The organism is Psychrobacter sp. TB55-MNA-CIBAN-0194, assembly GCF_040309505.1.
Taxonomy (GTDB): Bacteria; Pseudomonadota; Gammaproteobacteria; order Pseudomonadales; family Moraxellaceae; genus Psychrobacter; species Psychrobacter fozii.
In genome coordinates, this window is sequence record NZ_JBEOOW010000498.1 from 1 (window position 1) to 257 (window position 257).

The following is a 257-nucleotide window of genomic DNA, read 5'->3' on the forward strand; positions in this document are numbered from 1 at the left end:
GCTACCGACAGCATCGAGCAAACCCTGATCAAGAGCGGCGCTGATGCTCGGCTGATGCTTATCGACAGCGACTAGGCGTTTGCTTAGGCTATTATCTTTAATAGCTTGCGCAAGACTAGACCCGATCAGCCCTAGACCTATGATACAGACTTGCTCAAATAACGGCTCTGTAGTGAGATGGTTTGTGGATTTTAGATAGCTCATGGATCTCTTATTATAGGTATCTTATTATATGTATCTTACAAATTGATCTAGTG

1 protein-coding gene is annotated in these 257 nt (G+C 43.6%); it reads right to left on the reverse strand.

Features of this window, described 5'->3' with window-relative positions:
• The coding region (locus AAEY75_RS16035) for a hypothetical protein (RefSeq protein ID WP_352260152.1) at positions 1–204 on the reverse strand (204 nt) is incomplete at its 3' end.
• Between the last annotated feature and the right edge of the window lie 53 nt (positions 205–257).